The following is a 22,702-nucleotide window of genomic DNA, read 5'->3' as shown; positions in this document are numbered from 1 at the left end:
AATTTGATGTTTGGCAGACCAGCAACTTGTGTGTTTGTGTTGCTGAATTTGATGTTTGGCAGGCCAGCTACTTGTGTGTTTGTGTTGCTGAATTTGATGTTTGGCAGACCAGCAACTTGTGTGTTTGTGTTGCTGAACTTGATGTTTGGTAGGCCAGCGACTTGGGCATTTGTGTTGCTGAACTTAATGTTTGGTAGTCCTACTGTCTTAACCATTTCAGGGTGAATAGTAGGGAGTACTTCCATTGTAGTGTTAGCAGCAGAAGTCGAAGTTAGAAGTGCAGCTATGATAATTCCGTTAATCATTGTTTTAGTCTCTCAGTTCAGGGTTAATAAAAAAGTTTTTTATTTGACGTCTGAACTGCTAGTTGCACTTGTTGTGCCAATGTTAACTGATAATTTGCTTTTCTTCTTGTTTGTTGAAATTGATATTCAATAACTTGGTAAATTCAACTTCTGGTACTGGCTTACTAAAAATGTAACCTTGGATCTCTTCACATTTTAGCGCTTTCAATATATTGAGTTGAGCATCATCTTCAACCCCTTCACCGACAACTGATAAGCCCATGTTATGTGCGATGGTGATAATACTGTCTACCATTTTCAGATCTCTATCTGATTTACTGATGTCATCAACAAATGACTTATCAATTTTTAAACAGTGGATTGGGAAACGCTTTAAATAAGATAATGATGAATAACCAGTACCGAAATCATCCAACGCTAAGGTCACGCCCATTTGGGCAAGTTGGTTCATAACTTTAATTGCATTTTCTGGGTTTTTGATGATTGTACTTTCAGTGATCTCCAATTCTAAATGACAAGCAGGTAGCTTAGTAAGCTGTAAGACGCTGGAGATACGTTGTTGTAGATCGGGAAGGGCAAACTGTCTAGATGATAAATTAATGGCGACACGGCCGTTAAAAATGCCTTGTTCACGCCATTTCTGTGCTGCAAAGCAAGCTTTTCGTAAAACTAAATCACCGATTTCAACAATAAGACCGTTTTCTTCAGCTAATGGAATAAATTCATTAGGAGCAATAATTCCGTGTTCGGGGTGAACTAGCCTAACCAAAGCTTCCATGCCAACGAGGCTGTCTTGTTTCAAATCCACTTTAGGTTGGTAGTAAACTTCAAAGAGATCCTCTTTAAGACCTTCTCGAATTAAGTTTTCAATTTCCAGTTGACGTAATGCATTCTGATTTAATGATTCTGAATAGAATTGATAACGATTGCCACCGTCTGACTTTGCGTGATACATGGCAATATCTGCTTTACGTAGCAAGGCTTGTTCATTTTGTTCGTCTTCTGGATACAGCACAATACCAATACTCAAGCCCACAACTAATGACTCATCGTCAATTTTAAACTCTTCTTTTAAAGCATCAATGATCCGTGAGGCAATTGCTGCACAAGACCCAATATCAGGGTTGTGATCAACTAAAATTGCAAATTCATCGCCGCCTAAACGATATAAACTCACATGTTTAGGCACATTGTTTTGAATACGTTTGGCAACATCAACAAGTAACTCATCACCAATTTGATGACCAAGAGAGTCATTAATCCGCTTGAAGTTATCCAAATCTAAAACCATCAAAGTGTGATGAATATCTTTTTTAACTAAATTATTCAAGGTAACTTGAAGGCTAGAACGGTTAGGAAGGCCCGTTAAAATATCACTGTTAGTGAGCTTTCTTAATTCTTCTTCTTGTTGTTTACGACGGGTAATGTCTGAGAATACACCAACATAATGAGTGGTTTCGCCTTGTTGGTTGTATATTGCATCAACAGTGAGTTCCATCAGGAAATGACTACCATCACCTTTATTTGCTTCTAGTTCATTACTCCAACAACCTTGTTGTGACAGTGAAGCATGGATTTGATTTGAATATGATTCAGGGTAGCGGCCAAAGCTGAATAGTTGACCAATAAACTCTTCGCGTGATTGGTTTGTAAGTTCACAACAGGCATCATTGACTTCAACAAAACGATATTTTTCATCGAGGATAAACATACCCTCTGAGATATTTTCAATGGCGCGCTCAAACAAACGTAATTGTTCTTCAGTTTGTTTTAAATTATTAATGTTTTTTATTGTTCCTGTCATTCGAACAGGGTTTTCTTTCTGATCTCTTTCTACTATTTTTGCTCTATCTAAAATCCACATCCAAAGGTTTTCACGACTTTTGACACGATAAGCAACTTCAAAATGATCTGTAAGGCCTTTAAAGTGGTCATTAAGCGCTGTTTTAACTCGGTTTTGATCTAATGGATGAATATTACTTTCTTCGCCAGGTTTACCTGAACGTTGACCATCTTGAGGGAATTCTAAAGTTCCCCAGATATTAGAGCGGTATATCTCTCCCGTTTCGATATCCCAATCCCACATTTCATCGCCACTCCCCCAAAGAGATAGCTTTAATCTTTCTTCGCTTAGTGCGATTTGTTTTTGTATTTGACGACGGCGAAGAATTATTTTAGTTATAATAAACAGTACAATAAAGCATAGTAATGTATAGGAAAGTTTTGCTTCAAAAGAGTAATACCAAGGAGGGGTGACCGTTATTTGAATAGACTTGGTCTCACTTTGTTTTCCTGAAAGTTTATTAATAGCATAAACATGGAAGTTATAAATTCCAGCAGAAAGGTTAGTGTATGTTGCTGAGTTTATATTTTGCGAGGGCAACCAACTATCATTTAATCCTTCCATTTGGTAATAAAAGTCAAACTCTTCTAGAGGTTGTCCTGGAGTAACAAACGTGAAGGTAAAAGGGTAGTCAGAGTATTTTAAGGTGATATTGCTCTGTTTGTTTATTGGTTTGTTTAAGATTGTTCCACCAATTTTTTCTGAAACATTAAATAATGAGAAATCAATCAAAGCTGCATTAGTGCTTCCTGACATTAAAATATCATTATATATTTCATTCGGGTTTACAATGCTGATTCCTTTAGTGCCTCCAAATAAAGAATAATCTCCAATATGTAATGAAGCTAAAGAGTTGTAATCGCTTTGAGAACCGTTTCTATTTGTTAGTTTTAAATTTTTAAAGCTGGTTTTATTCGTTATATTTAGTTCCATCGCTGAGGCTGAAACTAAAAAGTTATCGAAAATCTCTATCGAATATATTAGTTTGTTATGTCTAAATATTTCTTTTAACTCGTTAGTTTTGATATTCAGCTTTAATAAAGAGTTTCTTGTACCAAAGTAGAGATCGTTTTCATCAAATTTTAATGTGGTAACCATGCTTTCAGAGAATATTTTCTCTGTATTACCATCTTTAATTTTGAATAACCCACCTTGAGATGCTATCCAAAGTTCATTGTTTTTTTCAATTAAATCGAATATTGGATATCTTTCACCAGTAGTAAGCGTGTTGATAACTTTAGAGTTTTTTATAACAAATACTTTGCCATTGATAGTCGAAGCATATATTTTATCTTTACTCTCACTTATTTTTACGTTGCTAATATGTCTATTTAATATTTGAACAGTCTCTAAAGTCGAAAGGTCTGTTTTAGTTAAACCTGTAATATTTCCTGTATAGAGTTGGTTGTTTAAAACTTTTATCGATTTTGGGCCTGATGCGTTTTCAATCGTTACTGAGTATAAATATTTTAGCGATTTATCTAAAACTCTAACATCCAAAGAGTCTGTTGCTAAAAATATATTTTCATCTGTTTGTGTAATAGCCCAAATGTTTTCTTTAATAAATTTTGAGTTTTTTATAAGATTTCGATTTCTATCTATTTTAATGACACCTAAATTGACATCGGTTATAAATATGGCAGATTTAGTTTCTTTTATATAAGGACGTTTTCTTGATGCATCTTGATCGATAAACCCTATTTTCTTTATTCTGTTAGTACTATCTATCCTTACAATGTCAGAGTCTATTATTGAAGTTAACTCATCACCGCTTCTTGATGGTTCAAGGTAGGTCATAACAATATCTGACACTTTTTCTTTGTTATTATTTTTTATACTGTACAAACCATCATTAGTAGATATAAATAGTTTATTTGAAATGATTCCAATGTCATTAGATTTGTAAGCAACCGTTGATAGCTTATTATCTTCCAACTTAAAAACAATACCATTATAATTTCGAATAAAGAGGCTGTTACCTACTTCAATGACCTTTTTGACCTCTTGTAAAACCTCACTATTAAACTCCCATAATACTCTAGTAAGGTTATCACTTAATATTATAATTTTATTATTTAAACCTATAGCTATCCCCTTAGAAAGAGGTGCTATTGACCAAATGGCTTCTGACAAAGGCTTATTATCAATTTCTATTGTTGTAAATGATTCGGATTCATCATCGTACATTGCTAAACCTAAATCAGTACCAACAATTATCCTGTTTTGGTTGTCTACAATTAAAGTTTTAATGAAAGAGCTTGGTAAGTTTGAGCGGCCATCTTCAGCAAAAAAGTGTTTAAAATTTGTTCCGTCAAAACGATTTAACCCGTTTACAGTTCCCAACCAGACAAAGCCATCTTTGTCTTCAATAATGCTAGTAACTGTGACTTGTGATAAGCCATCTTCGGTATTATAAATTTCGGTATTAAGAGTGAGATCATAATTAGTACCAGAATCAGCAAAAGCGAGCCCCGTTAAAGCATGGGCTAGGAGAAATGTACAAATTACCAACCGACTTATCATTTGCATAAAAATTATACTTTTATCTTCTGTAAACGAGATTTATTCAATGTAATACTCCACTTTTTCAGAAAGTTAATAGTTTGTCAAAAATTGGTAAGAATAAAAAAAGTCCCACTCGAACACTTGTGCTTATTTTGTACAATCAATGTGTTTGTTTGATTCAAAAACATCCTTAAAACACTGTATTTTGATGTCTAATTAGATTTTTATACTGCAAATTTATTCCCATTGGTGTTTTTATAAAACTTGTAAAAGTTTATAAACGCTAGGCTGTTTTTCTAGAACTCAAATTTATCAGCGTCATGTTTAAAGCCTTTTAAATCTGTAATGACCTGTGCTGTTGGCATTGGTTCTAACTGATTATGCTGCTCACCAGCATTAAACATCACTAATCTGTCACTGTGTTTACTACGCATATTACTAACAATAAACTTAATCAAATCTGCACGGGTAAATTGCTTAATTTCTTCAACGACTCTTTCACGCTGTTTGAAGTCGTAATCTCTATTGCCAAGACAGACCCAGTAACGCTGGCTTCGACTCTTAAGATTGGCATCTTTCTCTAAAATTTGATTTATTAATCCAAGCTTAGTGGCTTCCCATTGCTCTTTGGTTATTTGCATAACAGCGTAATTAAAGTCTGCAATGAACTCATCGATAGCTTCGAGTAACTTGCGAGGTCCGGTGGTTGGAGATTGTATGTAGAATATCATCCCTGGATGGCGATTGAGTGGCAGATATCCTGTTCCTACCATGTAACCAAGCTGTTTCTCTGTCCTAAGCTCATGGAAAAAAGTAGACGACATTGTGTGGTTTAGCAAACTAAATAAACCAATATTATGAGCGCTAGTTTCATTTGATTGGTAGTAAACAATAATGGCGCTATCTTGATGTTCGACTGAGAGTTCACGCATTAACGTGCCTCTATCGGTAAGATTAATCAGTTCTCGGCTTGATTCTGAACTGGGTTTTGTTACCAGTGAAAGCACGAGTTTCAAACGTTTTGCTAGCTGCTGCGTTTCACTGACTAGCCAATCTCCATAAACCAATCCTTCGACATAGATTTTCTCGTAAAATGCGCTTACATGGTCATGTAGTTCATCTAAGGTGACATCTTCAAGCATTTCGGCCATCTTAGCGGGTTCATATGAACGTTTTTGCAAGGTAACCGTTAAGCTGGAGAATAATTGAGCGATAGGTTTTGCTTGTGCAACATTAGTCCAGCTTCTGAGTAATTGTTTTTTGATGAGTTTAAAACGGTCTTGGGTAAAGTTTCTTTCTCTAGCTTTATCTATGACCAAGGCCAACAAAGTTTCTTGATTACCGGTAAACCCAGTTAAATGTAAGGTAATGCCACCTTGATGAGGGTATATATTGTAATTAAGTCCTGCTACTTCAGCTTGATAGGTTGACTCAGTTAAATAATCTAAAACCATTTCAACATACAAACGGGTTAACGCGGCATGCTTAGGGGTAGGGCTTGCATTTTCAGAGTCTAACGAAAGATATAAATGACCTTTAGGAACATTAAACTCATCATCTTTACGATGCCAAATTCGATAACCTTCATCTTCAGCTACAACTACAGGTACATCACTCTTACTCGATTCAATACGTGATTGTGGATCGCTGACGATGAAAGGATTTTTAGTCGGCAGTGATAACTCTTTTCTTGGTTCGGCTTGTTGCCAGAGAGCAATTTTGGTTTCAGGTATTTCCTCAATTGAATAAGGTGTGAAATACCATTTAGCTTGCTGGTTAGTACTGACTTCTCTTGAAACAAGCTGAGTACGCATATTGCTTGGTACGAACATAGCTAAAAGAGCGAGTGCTTCATCTGCATCTAATCCATCCATGCGATAATCACCAAATACAATATCTTCAACCTCATAGTGTTGCATGTTGATACTGAGATGGCTGGCTAAATCAAGGATTTTAATTTGTTCTTGGTATTTAAACGCGGTAGACAAAAGGCTCGCTCTTTCATCATAACGCCAAGACTCTATTCCTGAAGTACGAATTAATTGAATATACTCGAAAGTGCACTCAATTATGGAGTCTATTTGCTGTAATCCTTTCTCAGTAAGCTGAATACTGATGCTGTAATCTTTGAAGTTGTAACCATTGACACCACCACCCGCTGACAGGTTGTTTGCCAAGCCTTGCTCTTTTATATAAGAAAGTAAACTGCCAGGGCTTTCATTGCCGAGTAAATGACTAATAAACGTCAGTGGTTTACGTTGATAAAAGGGTTCAATGCAAGGGAGCTCAAAACTGATATTTAATCTTTTTTGATCTTTAACGGGGGCGATGTTGATATGTTTTAACTTTGCATTGTCATCGAGATAGGGAGTATCAGGATAGCTTGCTTTAACATTTCGATTGTTAATTGTACTGAAAAAATGTTCCGCATATTTAGCTTGCGCATCCAGTGACAAGGGGGATACCAAGCAGAGCGTCATAATATTTGCACTGTATTTTGATTGGTAAAAGTCTAATAACTCTTGTCTCACTTCAGCTTCATTTCCTGCAAGGGTTTGCAGGTTGCCCACAGAAAACTTACTAAAAGGATGGCCGGGGTTAACGGACTCTTTTTGAACTTGATATACCCGTCGAATATCATCTTTAAGCTTTAAACTATATTCAGAGTCAATGGCGTGTCTTTCTCTGTCTACTAGTTCTAAATCGAATTTGGGTGCGATAAAAAATTGACTGAATCTATCTAATGACTCTTCAAAGTGGTCAGCATCGATACTGTAAAAAAAGTTTGTTTGCTCGGTGCCTGTCCAAGCATTATTTGAACCACCATGTTGATTAATAAACTGATGGTACTCGCCAGAATCCGGAAACTTATCTGTGCCTAAAAACAGCATGTGCTCTAAAAAGTGAGCCATACCAGGACGTGATATCGGATCATCAAAATGACCAACAGAGACTGTCATCGATGCAGCAGCTTGAGTCGCTGCTTTATCCTCAACGAGTAATACCCTTAATGCGTTATCAAGCACAATATGTCGGTATTGGCGATGATCATTTGGGCTGGTGACTATGCTATTTAGTTTGTTTTGTGCTGTGTCTGGTTTTATGGTCAAGATAATGCTCCAGATAAGAAGGCTTGTTATATATTGATCTCGTTGGCGGCTTTTAGCAAATATCTAATGAAAATATCGACTAAAGACTAATTAAATTTACTTCATTGTTACTTTGTAGATGCGATATTTAAGGCTACAATTGGAAAACAAACACAATAATAATGAGTAGCGATAATGAGCAGCAATAGAAGTATGCAGCTATTTTTGATGCGACATGGTGAAGCTGGTTTTGATGCACCATCAGATAGAGAAAGAATGCTATCACAATTAGGGCGCACTCAATCTAACGCCATGGCCAATTGGTTAACTGAAAAAGTCAGCAGTGTAGACTTAGTGATTGTTAGTCCTTACTTACGAGCTCAGCAAACCTGGCAAGAAGTTGCTAAACATCTACCTGAACCAAGTAAATGGTTAGTGTTAGATGATATTACACCATCAGGAAGCCCACAAATTGCTGTCGATGCTATTTTGGCATATGCCGAACATTATCAAGCTAAGAAAGTGTTAGTGATTGCACACATGCCTATTCTTGGCTACATGGTCAGCGAGTTAGTCGCAGGCATGGAACCGCCCATTTTTGCAACGTCAGCCATAGCCTCAATTGAGCGTAATGAGCATGGCGGTCATTTTGATTTGATGCAGACACCCGCTCAAATGAGTGCATAAAGCGAATTGTTAGGTTTTGAATACTGAATTCATAACCCTCGAACTCATAAATACAGAGCTCTTAAAGTAGAGCTCTTAAATTAAGGGAGCGAAATTAAGAGCACTAGTAAATAAACATCACAGCTTATCTTCGATGCGCATGCTCGCCAATATCAATCAAAATTAATAATGCAGCATCCGCTCCCCATTCTTTAGGGGCTTGATGAAACGCTTTAACTTTAGGGTGTTGAGCCAGCCACATCGGTAGTTGTTGTTTTAATATTCCCGAGCCATAACCGTGCATGACACAGCAACACAAAATGTGCTGTTTTACACAAGCCTGTAGTAATGCAGCCAATTCCAACTTAGCTTCTGCTTGGCGCATGCCATGTAAATCCAGTAGCAAATCAGGCTGATAATCTCCGCGGCGCAAACGCTTTAATTCAATTTTCTCTACGCCTTCATTGAGCCAACGCATAGGGCCTTCAACAGGTAATATCGGATGATAATTATCTGAAAAATAGCTATCAGCGTAAACCTGTTGTTCTTTTACTTCGACTTGTTGTTTGGATTTGACCGACTGCTTAAAGTGATGTTTATCTTGATTTAACGGCTTAACACCGCCAAATTGCTCTGAAAACAGTGCAAAGTCAGGATTATTTTCTTTATTCATGGCGCTATTGTATTGAATTCTAGGTCATCTTAATAGACTTCAGTTACAATGGTCAGGAACAATTTTTCAGGAGTTATGTTTTGGATAAAATCTTTGTAGATGAAGCTGTCACCGAATTAAGAACCGTTGGCGATATGTTGCGTTGGGCTGTAAGCCGTTTTAATGATGCGAACATTTATTATGGGCACGGAACTGATAATGCTTGGGACGAAGCTATTTCTTTGGTTTTCCATGCTTTACATCTTCCTGAAGAAATTGGTCAGCAGGTGGTTAACTCCAACTTGACCAGCAGTGAAAAACACAAAATTGTTGAGCTAATTATTCGTCGTGTTCGTGAGCGCTTACCCGTTCCATATTTAACCAACAAAGCACGTTTTGCTGATTTAGAGTTTTACGTTGATGAACGTGTGTTAGTGCCGCGTTCGCCAATCGCTGAAATGATCAACAATGGTTTCAGTCCTTGGTTATATAACAAGCCTGTTACTCGAGTGATGGATTTATGCACCGGTAGTGGCTGTATCGCCATTGCATGCGCTTATGCATTTGAAGATGCTGAAGTTGATGCGTTAGATATTAGTGAAGATGCATTAGAAGTGGCACAAATAAACATCGAATCACTGAATGTATTAGATCGCGTGTTCCCTATTCAATCGGATATTTTCTCCGCAATTGAAAAAGGCCCACATTACGATTTGATCGTATCGAACCCACCATACGTAGATGAAGAAGACATTGGCGATATGCCAGATGAGTATCATCACGAGCCAGCCATTGGCTTAGCATCAGGTCGTGATGGTTTAGATTTAACTAAGCGTATTCTGGCTAATGCTGCTGATTATCTGACACCTGATGGTTTACTTGTTGTTGAAGTCGGTAATTCAATGGTGCATTTGAATGAGCAATTCCCTGATGTGCCATTCACCTGGGTTGAGTTTGAACATGGCGGAGACGGTGTGTTTGTACTTACATATGATCAGCTAGTTGAAAATGAATCACTTTTCGCCATCTATAAAGATAGTGAATAATAACGATTAGAAAAAATAAATTACGTTGAGGTTATCAGATAGCATGTCGGGAAATAGCATAGGTCAAAATTTTGTCGTGACGACGTTCGGCGAGAGTCATGGTGTTGCATTAGGTTGTATTATTGATGGTTGCCCACCAGGTCTTGAACTTACCGTTGAGGATATGCAACACGATTTAGATCGCCGCCGACCTGGTACCTCACGTTATACCACTGCGCGCCGCGAGCCTGATGAGGTGCGTATTTTATCAGGTGTGTTTGAAGATAAAACCACAGGTACTTCCATTGGCTTATTGATTGAAAATACTGATCAGCGCAGTCAAGATTACTCCAATATCAAAGATTTATTCCGTCCGGGTCACGCTGATTACACTTATCAGCAAAAGTACGGTTTACGTGATTATCGTGGCGGTGGACGTTCGTCTGCCCGCGAAACTGCAATGCGTGTTGCTGCTGGCGCTGTAGCGAAAAAATACTTAAAGCAAGTTCATGGTATCGAAATTAACGGTTACATGTCTCAGCTTGGTCCTATTTGCGCAGAATCAGTAGATTTAAATGAAGTTGAACAAAATGCTTTTTTCTTTCCTGATGCGTCTAAATTAGAGCAACTGGATGAGTACATGCGTGATTTGAAAAAATCAGGTGACTCAGTCGGGGCTAAAATTACCGTTGCGGCAACAGGCGTACCTGTTGGACTCGGTGAGCCAGTATTTGACCGTCTTGATGCTGATATTGCTCATGCATTAATGGGTATTAATGCTGTTAAAGGTGTTGAAATCGGTGATGGTTTTGGTGTGGTAACCCAAAAAGGTTCTGAGGGGCGTGATTTAATGTCTCCAGCAGGCTTTGAGTCAAACCATGCTGGTGGCGTGTTAGGTGGTATTTCTTCTGGTCAACCTATCGTTGCTCATATTGCACTTAAGCCAACCTCAAGCATTTCAGTTCCTGGTCAAAGCATGACTGCTCAAGGTACTACGGCTGATGTGGTCACAAAAGGGCGTCATGATCCTTGTGTTGGTATTCGTGCTGTGCCGATTGCAGAAGCAATGCTTGCAATTGTATTAATGGATCACTTACTTCGCCATCGCGCACAAAATCAGGACGTGGTTTCTGAAACTCCCGTTATCGGTATGAAATAAATGCCTAATGCGTCATCAGCTGAGCCTAACGTTCGTTGGCTCAGCGCTTGTTACTTTTTCTTTTTTTCAATTCTTGGCTTAATGGTTCCATACCTTGGTGTGTTTTTTGATAACCGAGGTTTTAATGCCCAAGAGATTGGCTTTCTGATGGCAATCCTTATGGGAACGCGAATTATTGCTCCCAATGTTTGGGCTATGGTTGCCGATAGAACCGGTATGCGTTCTGAGTTAGTTAAATTCGGATCTGCAGCGGCTGCGATTACCTATGTCAGCTTTTTCTTTGATGGCAGCCTCACTTATTTAGCTATCAGTTTGATGGTATACACCTTTTTTTGGAATGCGATTTTGGCTCAGCTTGAGGTCATAACGCTCGAAAGTTTAGGGGATGAGTCCCATCGATATGGTGCAATACGTAGCTGGGGAAGTGTCGGGTATATTTGCTTAGTCATCATTGCAGGTTTTTGTATCAGTGAGTTCGGTGCTGAAATTGTCCCTTCAATTGGGATGGTACTTTTTATCGGCATGTTCTTATGTGCTTTGGCACTTCCCAATAATAGAGCGTCCTTAGCTGACGTAGGCTCAAGACCGCCTTTAACACTGTCTCCTTCTATCATTTGGTTTCTTATATCAGCGATATTACTGCAAATGAGTGTAGGGCCTTTCTATGGCTTTTTTGTTTTATATCTTAAACAAGCAGGTTATACCGAGGGCATAGCAGGTTTATTCGTTGCCTTTGGCGTGGTGGTTGAAATTTTAATGTTCATGCTTGCGCCAAGATTATTGGGTCGGTTTGGGGTTAAATTACTCTTGATAGTCAGTATGGGTTTTACGGTTGTAAGGTGGATCTTATTGGCATATGGCGTAGATAATATTTTGCTATTGTCCATCAGCCAAGCACTTCACGCATTCACTTTTGGTTTAACACATGCAGCGTCAATTCAGTTTATTCATCGTAATTTTGATATTGCGCATCGAAGCAAAGGCCAAGCGCTCTATGCTAGCTTAAGTTTTGGTTTAGGCGGCGCGATTGGAATATGGGTGAGTGGTATGATTTGGGGTGATGGTTCAGGTGCTAGTCAAACTTGGTTATTTGCTTCTTTTTGCGCTGTGTTAGCATTATTAGCTACATTGGCTATTCGTGAGCCAAAACCTTATTTGAAAGTCAAAAGCTAATACATAACATATTGCCCATGAATAAGATTAACTTAACTAGCATTGTTAAAGTTCATTAGAAAAGTGAAAGAGGATTGATTGCAGTGAAGCGTTTTCGATTAGGTTTGATTATTAACCCATTAGCAGGATTAGGTGGCAGTGTAGGCCTCAAAGGTTCTGATAATGTGGCGCAATTGGCAATTGAAAAGGGCGCAGAGCCAAAAGCTAACTTAAGAATGGAACAAGCATTAGCCGTAATTGAGCCGTTTAAAGATCAAATTGATATCATTACCGCATCCGGTGATATGGGCCAAAACCTCGCGCAGAAAATGGGGTTTACAGTTACCTGTGTGCATTCTACTGCGCCAAATGAGACTTTGACGCCAGATAAGCAACCACAACATCATCAACTTACTCACGCTCGAGATACACAACTCACAGTAGAAGCGTTAATGAACGAGTCACTCGATTTATTACTTTTCGCCGGTGGCGACGGTACTGCGCGAGATATTTTTGCCGTAGTTGATGACGCTTTACCTGTACTTGGCGTGCCAGCTGGAGTGAAGATTCACTCAGGCGTATACGCGATAACCCCACACGCTGCTGGTGTGGTAGTTAATATGCTACTTAAAGGCGAGTTAGTGAGCTTGATGACGGCTGATGTGATGGATATCGATGAGCAAGCATTTAGGCAAGGCACAGTTAAAGCGAAACGCTTTGGTGAAATGCTAGTACCTGCCGAGCCACGTTATATTCAAGCTGTTAAAATGGGCGGTAAAGAGGTCGACGAGTTAGTGCTTGCTGATATCGCTGCTGATGTTATTAATCAAATGGAAGATGAGCTTTATATCATAGGCAGTGGCTCAACGGTTGCTGCGTTAATGGAAGAGCTTAATCTAGACAACACATTATTGGGTGTGGATGTTATCCAGAATGAGCAAGTGGTTGCTGCTGATGTCACCGCTAAACAGTTACTTGAATTGACGACTAATAAACCGACGAAGTTAGTCATTACCTTAATTGGCGGTCAGGGGCATATTCTTGGTCGTGGTAATCAGCAACTCTCGCCAGAGCTAATTAAGCAGGTCGGAAAAGACAATATTATTATCTTAGCAACAAAAACTAAGCTAAAAGCACTTGAAGGACGGCCATTAATTGTGGATAGTGGCGACCCTGAATTAGATAGTGCACTTACTGGTTATTATAAAATTACCACTGGATACCACGATTACGTGATGTACCAAGTTGCCAACCCAGATTTATCGGAGAGTTAGACCATGTTAGAGAAGTATGATGCAGCTTTAGAAGGTTGGATTGAACACACTGTTGCCAATGGTAATGATGACGCGCTATTTGCCAGCGGTTACTTACAGGGTCATATTGCAGTGGTTTTTTCTCAGCTTGAACAAGAACAACTTAGCGGTATTGATGCCCTAGATGACAAAATGGTCGATTGTTTAGCATTGGCAGATGATGAGTTAGAAGCTGCCGACTTTGCTTTAGTGCAAACGGCTTGGCAACAATTACGTCAAATCATCAGCGATATAAAATAAGTATTAGTAAGCGAATTGGCATGACAGAACAAAAGAATATATCAACAGCTTCAATCGGGCTGGTTAATCCTAAAACACCTGTAAATGTGGGTGGGATTATGCGCGCAGCAGGTTGTTATCAAGCGAATGCGGTATTTTATACGGGTAATCGTTATGAATTGGCGGCTCGCTCAGGTGAAGCACAATATGATGTTGATACTAAAAATGCAGCCAAAACGATCCCGTTAACACGGGTGGAATCGTTGCTAGAACAAGCACCCAAAAACGCTAAAATAATCTGTGTTGATTTAGTGGTTGGCGCAACACCGTTGCCGTTATTTGAACATCCTGCAGATGCTTTTTATATCTTTGGCCCTGAAGATGGCACCATTCCGCAGCAAATTATTGATGCTGCAGATGAGGTGGTTTATGTGCCAACGGTGGGATGTATGAATTTAGCGGCCTCAGTCAATGTATTGTTATATGATCGACTGGCTAAAAGTGCACAAATCGCAGCGGATGATGAACTGATCCGCGAAAGTCGAGATAATAATAATCGCACTAAAGTCAAAACGTGGAAGAAATAGCACTAATTTGAGCTAACTAGGCGCTTAGTCTACATGCTGTTTAATAAACTAAGCGCTCGCTAATGAATTAAGCACGCTCTAATGAATAAGCTGCTTAATATAATGGTCAAGTTCTACTTGGCCATTTTTTTGTGCTAATTCAGCCTGAAAACAATCTAGAATAGCGGTTTCATGGGCTGCAATTAAATCAAAAATCTTATTATGCTCAGTGCAATCTGTTGCCCATTGACGATACTCTTCTTCGTAAGGGATTACCCAATTAACCAAAGTTTGCAGTAATTCTGTCCATGACAAATCAAGCCATTTTTGTGCGTCATCATGGCCTTTTTGTGTCATGGTTTCGACAGGAAAGCTGAATCGCTCCGTCTGCTTGAGTAAGTGAGATAACAGTAACTCAGCAGTGAGAGTTTCTACTTCAACCAGTTTCTTCCAGAGTTCTATTCGCCGTTCATCTTCTTCAACATTTTGCAGTAAACTAAAAAAGGCAATGCCGTATAGCTCGCCTAAATAAGCTTGATGTATCTTTTCATTTTTCGTGCTCATCTGTCATTCCTTTGGAATAATCGCCATCGATTAGATTAGCGATTTGCCTTTAAGCAATTTTCTTAACCACATTCTATTTGGATTGAGCATGGCAAACATATCGTAACTGATGGGTGGCGTTTGCTTGCAAATAATAGATGCTAATGCTTCTGCAGCTAATGGCCCAGAACTTAACCCTCTTGAGCCTAAACCGCCTAATACATATAAGCCTTGATGTGATGGTGCAGGTTGATGCCGCCAAAATTTTCGGCTTGTAACGGTAAGCTGATGGTCTTTTAATGGTTCAGTATTGTAGCGCTTGAAGATCGCATCTATATCCGGAGCTAAACCCATCATAGGGCAATGGTCGCGGGTGACCATTCGCACGCCGACTCTTGCATTTTCATCTGAAACATCTATGTCATTAACCCATGTTCTGTCTGGAAAGCTATGATGCATTTTTTGGGCATTTTCTAACTGTTCATCAGGGCAGTAATCAAGGTTTTCAGGTGACTTGACGTAACTTGCCCCTACACAATGATGTTGATTATTTTCAGGGGTGAGATAACCATGAGCGCAAATCACCGTTTTTAATTCGGCCAGTTTACCTTTTGACGGGATATGACTCACTTGGCCGCGAAACCCAGTGACTTGAAGTGCACGGGTTTGTGTAAACTCCGTTAGCTGTGCCCCAGATGCTGCAACAACTTCGGGATGTTCATAATGTTGCTTACTTACTTCATTATGCTCAGTCGAGGTTAATCGCCAATTCGTTCCTGATTTAGTTAATGCTGAAATCTCACAATTCAGCTTTACCATCACCTCATTACCTTTACTGCCGGCTATCTGCTGTGCTTGCTTAATTGCCGCATTTGCAAATTCATGGGGACAAATCCAACCTGCTAATGGGTAATAAAATGCTGGCTTGTCGATTTGAATCTTGGCAATGTTATTGGCTTGAAGTGGGCTAACGGCAAATGCAATTTCACTTGGCCAATCTTGACCATCAATTATTTTATTTAATCTCGCGTCGCTTCTTTCATCAAAGCCTGTTTGCAATACGCCACAAAATTGATGGTCGATTTGATGCCCGGCAGCGGTGAGTTCTTGCAAGCGGCGACGACTATACAAAAAGGCCTGTTGGAAGTACTGGCTCATTAAGCTGTTATCTGGGGTTAACAGCGGGTAAATCGCCCCTTGTTTGTTACCTGAAGCGCCATCAGCCAGTATTTTGTCTTTACAGTAAATTGTGACACTTTTTCCTTTCTCTGCCAGAGACAAAGCAAGGTGAGCTGCTGCAATGCCACCGCCTATAATCGCAATTGAGTCATCAACATTGTTTGTATCTGAGCTTGCGGTTACAGCACTTGTAGCTAAAGCACTTGCAGTTAAATCGTTTGTGACAAAAGCACTTGAAGGCAGTGAATAGGCATATTCACTTTGCAAAGACTGACGTAATGCTCTGCGCTCACATAAAGGGATCTCTTGCAGCATTCTGGTCTGTTCATTTGCCTTAATAGCTTCTGGGCTAGAAACAAGATTAAAGCCTGTGAGCTGTGTAAGTTGTGATAATTTCTTGGAGTTTGCATCAGTATCAAAAGCGTAAATATTGGCATTATCTAGGCTTATTCGACCCATTTGCCAGAAAAGTTTTTCTGTTAGGTGTTGATCAAAATAGGCCGCTTCAGTCGTATGAGGTAAGCAATGCCAATGGCTTATTTGACCTTGCTGACTGAATGGCAAGCTCTGAGCGTTGCGGGCATAATCACCAAAGTATAAGTCGATGATAAATTGACCGCGATTGAAACTGAGTCGCTGACAACCATCGATATTAGCAATACATGCATTTTGCAGCTGCTGTGCATAGTGATGAAAGCAATGTGATGATTGATTGATTTCACTATCAGCAAGCGTCATTAACTGAACTAGCTCAAATGCATTTAAGCCATAATGTTCAAAAACATTTAAGTGTATTGTTTGATTAAATTGTTCAGATAATTGCCAAAGTAGCATGACCTCCATACCAACTCCGAGCCCAATTTGCCCAATACACAGGGTTTTGCTCGAGATTGGCTTATGAGACAAGACACTTTCATAATAATGCCTTATGCTTGCTGCATAATCAGGGTTTTGACAGTAACTACTTGGAAAATTGGCCGATATTGATGCACAATCTCGGGTAACTATAGGGAAGTCAGTGGTTAATTGGGTCAAAGCGCATACTCAAATTGGTTTTATTGAGATTATTTTACCTATGTTTACTGAAAGCTGACCACTTTATTCGTCTAAAGCGGATATCATTGCGGCAGCAAAATTAGGTACTGACACGTACAAAATGGATAGCAAAAAATGAAAAGAGTCGTAATAACAGGTTTAGGTGTTGTTTCAAGCATCGGTAATAACAAGCAAGAAGTGACAGATTCACTAAAAGCTGGACGCAGTGGTATTACCCATTCTGACCAATTCGAAGAAATGAAATTACGCAGTCATGTGTGGGGCGATATTAAATTAAACCCAGCAGATCACATTGACCGTAAAGCGTTACGTTTTATGGGTGATGCAGCAGCATACGCATACATTGCGATGCAAGAAGCAATCAGTGATGCAAATTTAACAGAAGAGCAATATTCTCATCATCGTGTGGGTTTAGTTGTCGGCACGGGTGGTGCTTCTTCTAAAAACCAAGTTCAAGCGGCAGATACGTTACGCGAAAAAAGCGTTAAACGTGTAGGTCCATACATTGTACCGCGCATTATGGCGAGTACGGCGAGTGCATGTTTAGCAACGCCATTTAAAATTAAAGGCATGAACTACTCAATCAGTTCAGCTTGTGCGACATCAGCTCACTGTATCGGCCATGCGGCAGAACTTATCCAAATGGGTAAGCAAGATATGGTATTTGCTGGTGGTGCTGAAGAATTAGATTGGACCCTGACTATGGGGTTTGATGCAATGGGCGCGTTATCAACTAAGTACAATGACACACCAGAAAAAGCATCGCGTACATACGATGCAGACCGTGATGGATTTGTTATCTCTGGCGGCGGCGGAATCGTTGTTGTTGAAGAGTTAGAACACGCATTAGCCCGTGGCGCTAAAATCTATGCCGAAATTATTGGTTACGGTGCATCTTCTGATGGTTACGATATGGTAGCTCCATCTGGTGAAGGCGCTGTGCGTTGTATGCAAATGGCTTTAGCTGATGTTGATACGCCAATTGATTATATCAATACTCACGGTACATCAACTCCAGTAGGTGATGTACGTGAGCTTGAAGCATTGCATGAAGTTTTCCCTGAAAACATGCCGCCAGTGGCTTCAACTAAATCAATGACAGGTCATGCTTTAGGCGCTGCAGGTGTTCATGAAGCGATTTATAGCTTAATGATGATGGAAAACAGCTTTATCGCCCCAAGTATCAATATTGATACGCCGGATGAGAAAGCGGCTGGCATTCCATTAGTCACAGAATATCGTGATGCTGAACTAACGACTGTTATGAGCAATAGCTTTGGTTTTGGTGGCACAAACGCCACGTTAGTGATGCGCAAATATAAATAGTCTTATTATTTGAGCTCATGCCAAATTAGATTTGAAGCCTTTAACGGAAACGTTAAAGGCTTTTTGTTTTTAGGCCAGTAGAAATGAAGAAAATGTTGCTCAATTCATAAGCTTTTATAAACAAAACACATTATTTCGTTTTTGTAGGTAACGAATGCCATTAATAACTTGATAGAATAAGCCCATTAAGTCGTTTTATGATGGTAAATCCCAAATATGAAGATTGTTGCTGATGAGAATATGCCCTATGTCGAAGCGTTATTTGGCGAATTAGGCGAAATAACCCGTGTTAATGGTCGTCAGTTAACGCCTGAACAATTGGTTGATGTTGACGTTTTATTGGTACGTTCTGTCACTAAAGTGAACCAGCAACTGTTAGCACAAGCTAATCAGCTTAAATTTGTCGGTAGTGCCACTATAGGTACTGATCATATCGACTTGGATTATTTACAGCAGCAAAATATTCCTTTTACCAATGCGCCTGGTTGTAACGCAACCGCAGTGGGTGAATTTGCTTTTATTGCAATGCTTGAGTTAGCTAAACGATTTAAGCAGCCATTACAAAACAAAGTGGTTGGCATTGTTGGTGCTGGCAATACTGGCTCCGCTCTTGAACATTGTTTAAAAGCATACGGCATTGAGGTTTTACTCTGCGATCCTGTATTAGCGCGAGAGCAGACGCAAACTGGCAACAGCAATACCCGTGAATTTGTATCCCTTGATACGATCATCGAGCAGGCCGATATCATCAGTCTTCATGTGCCAATTACACGAGTTGGTGAAGATAAAACATGGTATATGTTCGATGAAACACGCCTTAACCAATTAAAGCCCAATACTTGGCTGTTAAATTGCTGCCGTGGTGAAGTTATCGATAACCGCGCTTTGATAAAAGTGAAGCAACAAAGAGCTGATTTAAAACTGGTCCTAGACGTATGGGAGGGCGAGCCAAACCCTATGCCTGAACTCGTGCCCTTAGTTGAATTTGCCACACCACATATTGCCGGCTACAGCCTTGAAGGCAAAGCGCGAGGCACGCATATGTTGTTTCAAAAACTGTGCGAGATTATGAATATTGATGTTGATAAAAGCGTCAGTAACTTGTTACCTGCTTTTAGTATTAGCAAGCTTGATATCAATGATGCGTTATCAGAAACACAGCTGCTTAATATTGCCAGATTGGTCTATAACCTCAATGATGATGACTATTTGTTTAGAAATAGCTTCCTTAATAACCATGGGTTTGACCATATGAGAAAAAATCACACTCATAGACGTGAATTTAGTGCATTGTCGCTAGTCAACACGGGGCAATCTGAGGTAAATTGGATGCTTAAATTAGGTTTTTCAGGAGTCGAGCGTTAATTATGTCACAGGAATTTAATGTTGTTGTTTTAGGTGCGTCGGGTGCAGTGGGTCAAACTATGATTGAGATCCTCGAAGAACGAAAATTCCCAGTCGCGAACTTATACCCATTAGCAAGCAGCCGAAGTGCTGGCGATACCGTTAGCTTTAATGGAAAACAAGTAGAAATTCTTGATGTGGACACGTTCGATTGGAGCAAAGCACAAATTGGCTTTTTCTCTGCTGGTGGTGATGTCTCAGCTAAATGGGCACCAATTGCGGCAGAGCATGGCTGTGTTGTGATTGATAACACATCGCACTTCCGCTACGACATCGATGTACCACTTGTTGTGCCTGAAGTGAACCCACAAGCAATTGCTGACTTCCGTAACCGTAACATTATTGCTAACCCTAACTGTTCGACGATTCAAATGTTAGTGGCGCTAAAACCTATTTATGATGCATTCGGTATTTCACGTATTAACGTTGCAACATACCAATCTGTATCAGGTTCTGGTAAGCAAGCGATTGATGAGTTAGCAGGTCAAACATCTAAGTTACTACAAGGTCTACCTGCGGAAAATAAGGTATATCCTAAGCAAATCGCATTTAACGTATTACCGCAAATCGATGTGTTTATGGAAAACGGCTACACCAAAGAAGAAATGAAAATGGTGTGGGAAACACAGAAGATTTTTGGCGATCACGATATTGTGGTTAACCCAACGGCAGTGCGTGTTCCTGTGTTCTACGGACATTCTGAAGCTGTGCATTTAGAAACTCGCCAACCTGTTGAAGCAGAAGAAGTTAAAGCTGTTTTACGTGATGCTGAAGGTATTGTTTTATTTGAAAATGATGAAGACTACCCAACAGTAGTGACAGACTCAGCAGGTACCGATCCAGTATTCGTTGGCCGAGTGAGAAAAGATATTTCTCACGATTATGGTATAAATTTATGGGTTACGGCCGATAACATCCGTAAAGGTGCTGCATTAAACAGTGTTCAAATAGCTGAAGTTCTTGTTAGAGATTATTACTAATCTACTATGAATAGAGTTATTTAGACTAAAAAGCCTGCAGCCTGCAGGCTTTTTTCGTTTTACCGCTGTCAGCAGTAGCAGGGTGACTAAATCTGGTTTATAGTCTTAATTAATAAAAATAAATGACCTAAAGCCCGTTGTCATGAAGACAACTCGATTGCGCTCAAAGGGAAAGATTGATGATTTTTCGTACCTCTTATTTTGTTGGCATTATGGCCTGTGCACTGGCCGTTGTTTCTGCTTCTCATATTATCGAGCCTGCTCATGCAGAAACGCTCAGAATTACTGGCCCTAATGGTGAAGTAAGTTCAGCGCCAACCCGTCAATATGGTCCAACAACATCTTCAGATACTTTTTGGAGCATTGCTCAAAAAGTCAGACCTAATCAAGATATCTCTGTTTACCAAGTGATGGCAGCATTGTTTGATGCGAACCCTCACGCTTTTAGTAGTAATAATTACAATTCATTAGAACGCGGTATGACGCTATTAGTGCCATCTGCAGATGTCATGGCGCAAATAAGCCGTGCTGACGCTAAAACTCGGGCTGAAAATAATGATAAGCGCTTGCCTAATGCCAACCCGAGAACCACAACAGCAGCAACAATTCCTGCCACGAACAATCAAGCAGCGACAAACATCGCACCTTCAGCGCAAAAGCCGTTACAAATCGTGGCACAAACTCAGCAACCAACTGCAGAAGAGCTTGCTAAACAAGCTGCTGAAGAAGTTCAGCCTCAAATTGATGAGCTAACGGTCAAGCTTGAAGATGAGCAAACTAAAGTGCTGTCACTGACCGATGAGTTAGCACGCTCAGAAGATATGTTGATGGTTAAAGATGCTGACAACACGGCACTAAAAGCAAAAATTCAAGAACTCACTTTGCAGCTATCTGCAATGCAAGAAGACTTTCAGCTACTGACTGAAAAACATCAAGCGTTAGAAGCATCACACCAGCAACTTATTGAGCAAAACAATAAACCTGAAGTACTAGAAGAGCCGACTGACTTTTGGCGTTCGATTTCTGACAACATGATTTTATTGGCAGTTTTAGCTGCGTTGCCTCTTATCGTTATTTTCTTAATTATATTTTGGTTAATGCGCCGTAAGAGTAAAGCGGCAACTGAACCAGAAAACGTTACAGCTCCTGTTGCTGAACAGGCTGTCACAGAGGTTCAGCCAGAAGTTGATGACATTGAAAACTTGGCTATCCATTTGGATGATGACGAGGCCGGTGCTGACAATATTGGTGATTTACTGGATTTAGACAGTGCAGCAACAGAAGAGTTAAGTCTTGATGACTCATCCGATGCTGATATGTATATCACTGAAGATGCAGAAACAACTGAGGAAGAAGCTGAAGGGACATCACTTGATGACCTTTGGGCTGAAGCCATGGAAGAGCAAGAGGAAGACCTACAGCCGCTTGAAGCGGATGAAGATGACCTTGATAGCCTACTTGAGGGACTTGATACCCCAGCAGAAGAAGCCGTATCTGAAAGTGTTGCCGATGAAGACGATTTAGACAGTTTATTGGCTGGGCTAGATGAGCCAGAAACTCGTTCAGATGAAGCGATTTCTGAAACAGAAGAGGCTATCGATCCACAAGATGATATTGACAGTCTTTTAGCTGGATTTGATGTGCCAGAAGGCGATGTAGCTTCTGAGCCAGATGCAGAAAAAGCAGCGGATACAGATCCACAAGATGATATTGACAGTCT

At 39.8% G+C, this 22,702-nt stretch carries 15 protein-coding genes and 1 pseudogene; 11 read left to right on the top strand and 5 right to left on the bottom strand.

The window, feature by feature from the left end; genetic code table 11:
- Nucleotides 1-387: 387 nt before the first annotated feature.
- Together BCU84_RS18325 and BCU84_RS18320 are read right to left on the bottom strand one after the other, a co-directional pair.
- Nucleotides 388-4,677, bottom strand: a complete 4,290-nt coding sequence (locus BCU84_RS18325; RefSeq protein ID WP_102529497.1) for an EAL domain-containing protein — start codon at nt 4,675-4,677, stop codon at nt 388-390.
- 272 nt (nt 4,678-4,949) lie between these two features.
- Complete coding sequence (locus tag BCU84_RS18320; protein ID WP_241906483.1) at nt 4,950-7,763, bottom strand: insulinase family protein; 2,814 nt, start codon at nt 7,761-7,763, stop codon at nt 4,950-4,952.
- Nucleotides 7,764-7,955: 192 nt separating this feature from the next.
- Between BCU84_RS18320 and sixA the strand changes: the two genes are divergently transcribed.
- Complete coding sequence (gene sixA / locus BCU84_RS18315; protein ID WP_102529500.1) at nt 7,956-8,429, top strand: phosphohistidine phosphatase SixA; 474 nt, start codon at nt 7,956-7,958, stop codon at nt 8,427-8,429.
- A 124-nt stretch (nt 8,430-8,553) separates the two neighbouring features.
- On the opposite strand, the gene smrB is transcribed toward sixA, so the two are convergent.
- Nucleotides 8,554-9,081, bottom strand: coding sequence for an endonuclease SmrB (gene smrB, locus BCU84_RS18310; RefSeq protein WP_102529496.1), 528 nt, complete (start codon nt 9,079-9,081; stop codon nt 8,554-8,556).
- Nucleotides 9,082-9,161: 80 nt separating this feature from the next.
- On the opposite strand from smrB, the gene prmB reads away from it, so the two are divergent.
- The 6 genes and pseudogenes from prmB to BCU84_RS18280 form a co-directional block, all read left to right on the top strand.
- A complete protein-coding gene (prmB, locus tag BCU84_RS18305; protein WP_102529495.1) occupies nt 9,162-10,106 on the top strand; it encodes a 50S ribosomal protein L3 N(5)-glutamine methyltransferase in 945 nt (314 codons plus the stop codon).
- A gap of 43 nt (nt 10,107-10,149) precedes the next feature.
- The gene (aroC, locus tag BCU84_RS18300) at nt 10,150-11,244 is read left to right on the top strand and encodes a chorismate synthase (RefSeq protein WP_102529494.1); all 1,095 of its coding nucleotides are present in this window, start codon (nt 10,150-10,152) and stop codon (nt 11,242-11,244) included.
- On the top strand, nt 11,245-12,417 hold the full coding sequence (locus BCU84_RS18295) for an MFS transporter (RefSeq protein ID WP_102529493.1): 1,173 nt from the start codon (nt 11,245-11,247) through the stop codon (nt 12,415-12,417).
- 83 nt (nt 12,418-12,500) lie between these two features.
- Nucleotides 12,501-13,670, top strand: a complete 1,170-nt coding sequence (locus tag BCU84_RS18290; protein ID WP_102529499.1) for an ATP-NAD kinase family protein — start codon at nt 12,501-12,503, stop codon at nt 13,668-13,670.
- Between the two features lie 3 nt (nt 13,671-13,673).
- The gene (locus BCU84_RS18285) at nt 13,674-13,949 is read left to right on the top strand and encodes a YfcL family protein (RefSeq protein WP_102529492.1); all 276 of its coding nucleotides are present in this window, start codon (nt 13,674-13,676) and stop codon (nt 13,947-13,949) included.
- Between the two features lie 53 nt (nt 13,950-14,002).
- A pseudogene (locus BCU84_RS18280) lies at nt 14,003-14,515 on the top strand (RNA methyltransferase); the annotation flags it as partial.
- A gap of 78 nt (nt 14,516-14,593) precedes the next feature.
- Here BCU84_RS18280 and BCU84_RS18275 read toward each other — a convergent pair.
- Together BCU84_RS18275 and mnmC are read right to left on the bottom strand one after the other, a co-directional pair.
- The gene (locus BCU84_RS18275) at nt 14,594-15,058 is read right to left on the bottom strand and encodes a hypothetical protein (RefSeq protein WP_102529490.1); all 465 of its coding nucleotides are present in this window, start codon (nt 15,056-15,058) and stop codon (nt 14,594-14,596) included.
- Nucleotides 15,059-15,088: 30 nt separating this feature from the next.
- Complete coding sequence (gene mnmC / locus BCU84_RS18270) at nt 15,089-17,059, bottom strand: FAD-dependent 5-carboxymethylaminomethyl-2-thiouridine(34) oxidoreductase MnmC (RefSeq protein ID WP_102529489.1); 1,971 nt, start codon at nt 17,057-17,059, stop codon at nt 15,089-15,091.
- 327 nt (nt 17,060-17,386) lie between these two features.
- Between mnmC and fabB the strand changes: the two genes are divergently transcribed.
- The 4 genes from fabB to BCU84_RS18250 form a co-directional block, all read left to right on the top strand.
- Nucleotides 17,387-18,598 (top strand): beta-ketoacyl-ACP synthase I, encoded by a 1,212-nt coding sequence (gene fabB / locus BCU84_RS18265; RefSeq protein WP_102529488.1) that lies wholly within the window; start codon nt 17,387-17,389, stop codon nt 18,596-18,598.
- 216 nt (nt 18,599-18,814) lie between these two features.
- Nucleotides 18,815-19,963: a 4-phosphoerythronate dehydrogenase gene (locus BCU84_RS18260; protein ID WP_102529487.1), complete on the top strand. Its 1,149-nt coding sequence runs from the start codon at nt 18,815-18,817 to the stop codon at nt 19,961-19,963.
- 2 nt (nt 19,964-19,965) lie between these two features.
- A complete protein-coding gene (locus BCU84_RS18255) occupies nt 19,966-20,982 on the top strand; it encodes an aspartate-semialdehyde dehydrogenase (RefSeq protein WP_102529486.1) in 1,017 nt (338 codons plus the stop codon).
- A gap of 179 nt (nt 20,983-21,161) precedes the next feature.
- Nucleotides 21,162-22,702, top strand: a 1,541-nt coding sequence (locus BCU84_RS18250) for a FimV/HubP family polar landmark protein (protein WP_277868765.1), incomplete at its 3' end; no start/stop codon positions are given.

Origin of the sequence: Shewanella sp. 10N.286.51.B7, assembly GCF_002873615.1 — a bacterium.
GTDB lineage: Bacteria > Pseudomonadota > Gammaproteobacteria > Enterobacterales > Shewanellaceae > Shewanella > Shewanella electrodiphila.
Note: the sequence above shows the minus strand (reverse complement) of the source record. Positions and strands in the feature narration are given on the sequence as shown.